This window comes from Microbispora sp. ATCC PTA-5024, from assembly GCF_000511135.2.
Taxonomy (GTDB): Bacteria; Actinomycetota; Actinomycetes; order Streptosporangiales; family Streptosporangiaceae; genus Microbispora; species Microbispora corallina.
Genome location: NZ_KI866526.1, coordinates 796,447 through 802,892 on the forward strand (window position 1 = coordinate 796,447; position 6,446 = coordinate 802,892).

6 protein-coding genes are annotated in these 6,446 nt (G+C 66.7%); 2 read left to right on the forward strand and 4 right to left on the reverse strand.

Annotation, left to right across the window (positions count from 1 at the left end):
- Positions 1–482: 482 nt before the first annotated feature.
- From MPTA5024_RS34310 to MPTA5024_RS34320, 3 genes are all read right to left on the reverse strand, one after another.
- Entirely contained in the window at positions 483–935 is a 453-nt protein-coding gene (locus MPTA5024_RS34310) for a hypothetical protein (protein ID WP_036331930.1), read from the reverse strand.
- Positions 936–1,359: 424 nt separating this feature from the next.
- Complete coding sequence (locus tag MPTA5024_RS34315) at positions 1,360–1,695, reverse strand: STAS domain-containing protein (protein ID WP_051459000.1); 336 nt, start codon at positions 1,693–1,695, stop codon at positions 1,360–1,362.
- Positions 1,696–2,005: 310 nt separating this feature from the next.
- A complete protein-coding gene (locus tag MPTA5024_RS34320) occupies positions 2,006–2,851 on the reverse strand; it encodes an SDR family oxidoreductase (protein WP_036331931.1) in 846 nt (281 codons plus the stop codon).
- 103 nt (positions 2,852–2,954) lie between these two features.
- Here MPTA5024_RS34320 and MPTA5024_RS34325 point away from each other — a divergent pair, with 103 nt between their 5' ends.
- Together MPTA5024_RS34325 and MPTA5024_RS34330 are read left to right on the forward strand one after the other, a co-directional pair.
- Complete coding sequence (locus tag MPTA5024_RS34325) at positions 2,955–4,061, forward strand: helix-turn-helix transcriptional regulator (RefSeq protein WP_036331932.1); 1,107 nt, start codon at positions 2,955–2,957, stop codon at positions 4,059–4,061.
- Between the two features lie 984 nt (positions 4,062–5,045).
- Complete coding sequence (locus tag MPTA5024_RS34330; RefSeq protein ID WP_198167555.1) at positions 5,046–6,008, forward strand: hypothetical protein; 963 nt, start codon at positions 5,046–5,048, stop codon at positions 6,006–6,008.
- On the opposite strand, the gene MPTA5024_RS40365 is transcribed toward MPTA5024_RS34330, so the two are convergent.
- Positions 5,995–6,446, reverse strand: a 452-nt coding sequence (locus MPTA5024_RS40365) for a deaminase (RefSeq protein ID WP_084370222.1), incomplete at its 5' end; no start/stop codon positions are given. The genes MPTA5024_RS34330 and MPTA5024_RS40365 overlap by 14 nt on opposite strands.

Below are 6,446 nucleotides of genomic sequence, written 5' to 3' on the forward strand. Positions count from 1 at the left end.
GAGGGGACGTCACCGACGCGGTTCAGGGCGACATCATGGAACACATCTGGGGAGTGTGGCCGACCTGTCCCGAGCACCGGCTTGGCTTACACGCCGCCTTGGTGGAGGGAACTGCAGTATGGCAATGCGCGGGCACGGGCCTCCACACTGCGGCTGCCATCGGTGACCTTGGCCTGAGTTCTCGCCGAAGGCATTCTCGCCGGTCGAAGTCAGGAGACGCATGAGGCACGGTCATGTGCAAGCCGTACGTTGACCTGGGCCTTCGTGTGTGGAGCGGGTGACGGGAATCAAACCCCGCGCTGCCAGCTTGGGAATAGGCTACTGATCTTGCTCACTTGAGTTGGGAAAACGAGGATGCAGGTCAAGGCCGTCCGAGTGACCGTGAGTCCCCGCGACTACCCGCTGATCGCTGCCCGTTCTGGCACGCATCTGGCACGCGATCAAGGTCGTGACCTCTCCTTGTCCCCAAAACCACGACTCCATTATTTGGTCGGCGGCCTTGGCCAATCCACGGCTGGGCATGCCGCTGCTCCAGATTCGAGGCAGTGGTTGAGCGCGCGAGCGTCGAGCCATGCCTGATGAGCGGCGTAGATCCTGTTCAGCCCGTCGTGCTCCTGGCGCAGTGCCAGAAAGTCGTCCAGGCATTGCAGTAGCGTCTCGACGGCGCGGGCGTCAGTGTCGGGGTCCATGTCACGCGGGCTCTTCGGGCCCTCCGGCTCGGTCAGACGCAGAACGAGGCTCCACCAGACCAGGTTGTTCCCACACCCGACACGGGTCACCAGCCATTCCTGGAAGCCGGTGAGCAGGGTGCGCGCGTTCCCGTGATCGCAGCCTTCGACAAACGCAATGACGCTGGTGAAGTCCGTCTGAGGCAGGTACAAGAGTGGCCGCTTACGGAGCGCGGAGAACAGCTCCCGGTAGTCCCCGATCTTCAACCCGCTTCACCGCCTGTGGCTCTGTCTGCCTGCTTACCGATCCTGCCCTGCCGGTGACAGGAAATCGAATCCACGCTGTCAGCTTGGGAAGTCCATCAAAAGCATGCGTCCTGAGCTGCGAAGACGCCGACCTGGGTATATGTGGGTCGACGTGACGGGCCCGCCGAGACTGAGGGTATTGCCGAAGACAGGGATGTGAAGGTGGACGAGCCGGCCTGTAGGCCGGGTTCTGATCGCAGCGTTTCTCTGACCTGCGGCCGATCTCCGAGATGGGGACTGAGCTGGGATTTCATGTTTCAGCAGTCGCCAGCAGTTTCGGGAATCTCTCGTGCTCCGGCGGAACAGAGACAGAACAGAGTGCTGCCGCTGACACAACCTATGACGGCTCGCCCATGTTGGTCTGGGCGGACGGCTGGACGATCTATCACGGAGAGGTCAGCTGACCGGGAGTGATGATGCGAAAGGCTCTCGCGGCTCCGGTGAGGTCGAGGACACGCTTAAGGATGCCCTGGACGTTGGCGAGTTCCAGCGTGCCACCCGCGGCGCTGACGGTCCGCTCCGCCCGCAGCAGAGCCCAGATGCCAGCCGAGTCGCAGAAAGTGAGATTGGAAACGTCCACCACGAGGTGCTGGCGACCTCCGTACAGGGCAGCATCGATTGTGTCGGTCAGGCGGGCGCTTGAGACCATGTCGAGTTCACCGTCGAGGGTGAGGATCGTCCGGGCGGGTTCGTGCGTGATGGTGACTGCGAGAGCAGTCATAACGGCATCCGATCCCGATGCGAGAGAAGTCGTCCGCGTGCCCAAGTCAGGCGAGGACAAGTCACCGGTAAAGCAACAATACCCCGCGAGTGATACCTCAACCGCTCATCGGTGCGCAGTGACGAGCCCGATCTATGGCCCGCCCCTGGGGGAGGCGGCCCGGCTCCGTCGACCCCACCGCGGAGCGCAGCGGGCCGGCGGCGCGGTCCCCGCGCCCTCTCCCCGTCCGCTCAGTCCTGGCGGCTCACGATTGGTCGGGCGGATCCGGTTTTCGTGGCTCCTGCCCGACCATCGCGTCTGCCCAGCCTCGTCAGGCGGCCTCGAAGTCGGCCCGGTGATCGGCGGCCCACTCCGCCAGAGTACGGCCCGGCCGCCCGGTCACCACGGTGACGGGACGCGGGACGTCGGGGACGGTGAGGGTGTCGTGCCAGTAGTCGAGCAGCATCTTCATCACCGGCCCGGGGATGAACTGCGCGGTCTCGGCGCGGAACTCCTCGGGCGTGATCTCCACCAGCGGGATCTCCCGCCCCAGTGCCTCGCCGATGATCGCCACCTGCTCGGAGCGGGTCAGAGCTTGCGGGCCGGTGAGAGGGATCACCTCACCCAGATGCTCGTCGGAGAGCAGGGTCTCGGCGGCGGCCTCGGCGACGTCGTACTCGTGGATCGGGGCCTGTGCCGATGCAAGGTACGGCGCCCGGATCGGTGCGCCGGAGCGGATCTGCCAGGCCCAGGAGAGCAGGTTATTGGCGAAGGTGCCGGGCCGCAGGATCGTCCAGGCATCGGTGCGGCCGGTCACGACGGCCTCGACCGCGCTGTGGTGAAGCTGGCTCGCCGACCCGTAGTCCCGCGGGAACTCCTTCGCGGCAGCGAGGGAGGACAGCACGGTGAAGCGGTGGACGCCATGCGCGATGGCCGCGGTGACGAACGCCTCGACGCCCTGAGCGGGGAAGACGAAGGCGCGATCGACACCGTCGAACACCTGCGACCCGAGTGTGGTGGCGTCGGCCAGGTCGCCGGCGACGACCTCGACCGCGGCTGGCAGGTCCGCGTCATCGGGCTTGCGGGTCAGCGCACGTACGGCGGCGCCGCGGGCGAGCAGGGTCGTGACGAGGTGACGGCCGACAGCGCCGGTCGCGCCGGTGACAAGGATGGTCAAGATGGCTCACCTTAGGTAAGTAGTGCCGGTCGGTCCGGCTTGAACTCCAACCTAGGGACGGTTTAGGTCATTTTCTGCCCGCATTTCGGCTAGCTTGACGAGTATGTCGGACCAGACCACGACCGAGCGGGCGCTGCGCCTGCTGGAGCTGCTGCAAGCCCGCCGGTCCTGGACCGGCGGCGAGCTCGCCGGCCGGCTCGGCGTCGACGGCCGCACACTCCGGCGGGACGTGGAGCGGCTGCGGGGCCTCGGCTATCACATCGAGGCACGTCGCGGTCCCGATGGCGGCTACCGACTGTCCACGGGCAGCGACCTGCCGCCGCTGGTGTTCACCCCGGACGAGGCGCTCGCCGTGGCCGCCGCCCTCGCCTCGTCGGCTGCCAACGGCGCTGCCGGCGGGGGCGAGGTCGCGCTCACCGCCCTGGCCAAAATGGAGCAGGTGATGCCCTCTGCGGTGCGTCGGCGGGTGCGGGCGCTGCGCTCCTCGGTCGCCCTCGGCGGCACACCGAACGCGGTGGCCGGCGCGTATCCGGCTCCGATGAACGCCGACGTGCTGGCAGTCCTGGCGCTGGCGTGCCGGGATGCGGAGCGGGTCCAGCTGCTCGTGATGAGCACCGAGGGTGCCGACACCGGACGGGAGTCCCCGCGCCACGTCGAGCCTGCCGCCCTGGTGCCCCGGCAGACCCGGTGGTTCCTCGTGTGCCGCGACCTCGACCGTGGCTGGCGGGTGTTGCGCGTCGATCGGATCACGCGAGCATCAGCGACGGGCGTGCGCTTCGAGCCGCAGGAGGTCCCCGGAGGCGACCCGGTCGCGTTCGTCACCAGCCGGCTCGGGGCTCCGCCTCGTAAACATACAGCGACGATCCTGATCCACGCGCCGATCGAACAGGTACAGGCGTACATGGGTGGCTTCGCCACCGACTTCGCCCCGGCGACGACCCCCACCGGTCAGGCAGCGACATACTGGCGCATCGCCGACGTCCGTCTCGAAGTCCTCGCCGGCGGCCTGCTCTGGGTGCGATGGCCCTTCGAGGTGATCGATTCTCCCGAGCTCGCTGGCCTGCTGCGGGACCGGGCCGCAGCCTTCGCCTTCGCCGCCGACCCGGGCGGAAGCCGACCCACCAGGCCATCACGACTAAGGGTCTCGCGGGGGCAAAGGAGATACGCATTCGGAGTGGAGGGCCAGCGAGCACCGCTCAACCTACTTTGAGGCGGCGGACACCTTCGGGAGCGGAGGGCCGTCACCGCGTGCCCGCCAGCGGCTGTCCTCCATCAGCTCGCCAGGCCGGTGCGCGGGTGCCCCGCGCCCAACAGCCCATCCATCCCGTCTGCCGTCGACCCCACCGCGGAGCGGCAGCGGGCCGGCGACGGAGGTGCAAGCCCGGCTTGACGTGTCCCTCCGCCTGGGCACCTTCCACGGCCATTGGACGCAAAGGGTCACAGCCGGGCTTGCGGCGGAGGAGGCGGTCTGCTGGGCTTGCCTGGGGTTGAGTGGCGGGCGGGATGGCTCCCACCCCAGCCACCCCACAACCCGCACGTGTGTTCGAGGCCATCCCGGAGCCGGAGCGCCCCGCCGGAGGCGCCACCCCGCACCGCGCAGTACTGGCGGCTGTTCCAGCCCAGCCCACCGCCCTGTGACCGACCTGTACTGTCGCGCGGCGGCCCGTCTCGACTTGTTCGCGCCAGCCGTCCGGCGTGGTTATAGCCGGCCGCCGGGAGCGTCAGCGGGAGGCGGCGGCGTTGCCGTGACGGCGGCGCGTGCGGCCCGGCTTCGGGCCGCCTTGAAGACGTACAGAAACTTCTCACAGGACTGGCCGTGGCCCGATTTGTCCCGTCTGGTCGTTGGCGGTGTCGAGGCTCTGTGAGCACCTCCCAAACGCCACAGCGGACTTCGACATAGGTCCTAGGGCCGTTCGGTGCCATCCAGCCCCAACGAGACGATTTCTGCCGTAAGCACGGCGTCGATCTCGTAGCCGTCGTCCCGGAGTGTAATCAAGGGAACATACCCGAAGGACTCCGCAAAGAGGTTGACCCATGCGACTCGCTTGGCGCAGGTGTCGACAACGGCTCTGCCGGCGGCTCGAACGATGGCGACACACAACGGAGGATAACTTCTCTGGCCGTCTGCTGCTCGCGGAGCGCCAGCCAGAGGAAAGAGTGGTGACAGGTGTCGTGTCTCCCGTAGCCTCTCTCCGTGCCTTTTATGATCTACCGGCGTATGGCCGGGCTGGTGACGTTTACGGCTTTGGTGGTGGGACTGGGAGCGGCCGGCGGCCCGGCTACCGCGGAGGTGTCGGCTCGTACTCGCAACCTGCGGCTACCTGGTGTCGCCGTCACTGTGCACGAGAAGTCGGGCGACCGCCTCGTGGTTACCTCGTACTGGCTGGCGGGCCGGACGGCGATGGCCTATTTGCGGACGAGTAGCTCGACCTTCACCGAGATGGCGGAGTATTGGCGGGTCGCGGTCTCCCCGGACGGCAGGCGAGCGCTCGGGGCGGGCTCCTATCTGGATGACAACGGTTGCGAGACCTTCGATGTGATCGACCGGCGCAGCGGCACGGTCCTGCATCTATCGGTTCCGAGCGTCTGCAAGCCTCTGAACGGAGGGTACTTCGCCTGGTCGCCCGACGGCACCAAGGCCGTCCAACTGGTCTTCAAGAAGAAGCGAACCGGATTTCTGACCATCGACGCACTCAAGGGGACGACACGGTACGTGCCGCTGCCCAATTCGTATGAGGACTCCTATTTCACTTGGACGCCGGACGGCGTTCATGTCCTCGCGTACGACGACGCGCGGCTTCGTTTTCTGCGACCCGACGGGAAAAACGTGAAAACCTACTCCGGTCTCGGAGTCCTGGCCGAAGGGGCGCACGCCTTCTCGCCCTCCGGTACTCGTTTCGTAACGTACTGCCCGTCCAGCAGTGGCATGTGCCTATGGCACACCCGCACCGGCAAGAGTGCCGGTAGGGTCGGTTTCCCGGCCGACGACATGTACGGCTGGTGGGACGAGAAGCACCTCGTCGTCCGTAAGGAGACGGGAAAGAACTTCCAGGCGGTCGTCATCGACCTTTCCGGCAAGGTGACCCGGGTGCTCGCGGACATTGCCGCATCGGCCGTGAAGAAGTACTCCGTGGACCTGGACTTCACCCACCGTTAAAGCGTTGCCCGGAGGGCATGCCCACTGCGCTAGCCAAGGAAGCCAGGTCCGACACTTCGAGGACTTCGATGCCGTGGCTTGTCAGGAGTTCGACCCCTTGGCAGTCAGCGACAAACAGGCTCGGTTCGCGCCAGGCGACGACCACGCGGGGAATCCCGGCTTCGATGATGAGCTGGGTGCATGTGCGCGGTCGCGATCGTCGTTCTGAGCAGGGCTCCAAGGTGCTGTAGATCGTCGAACCCTTAAGGCGGGTTTTGTCGATCGTCCCGAGCTTGGCGAGAGCTGCCTCTTCAGCGTGTACGCGAGGGTCTGTTTCGCGGGAGTATCCGCGAGAGATCTCGTTACCCTCGGCGTCCACGATTACGGCCCCTACGGAGAACGCTGTTGTCGACGGCGGGCACTTCCGAGCTAGTGGCTCGTCACCGAACCTCGGCGGGG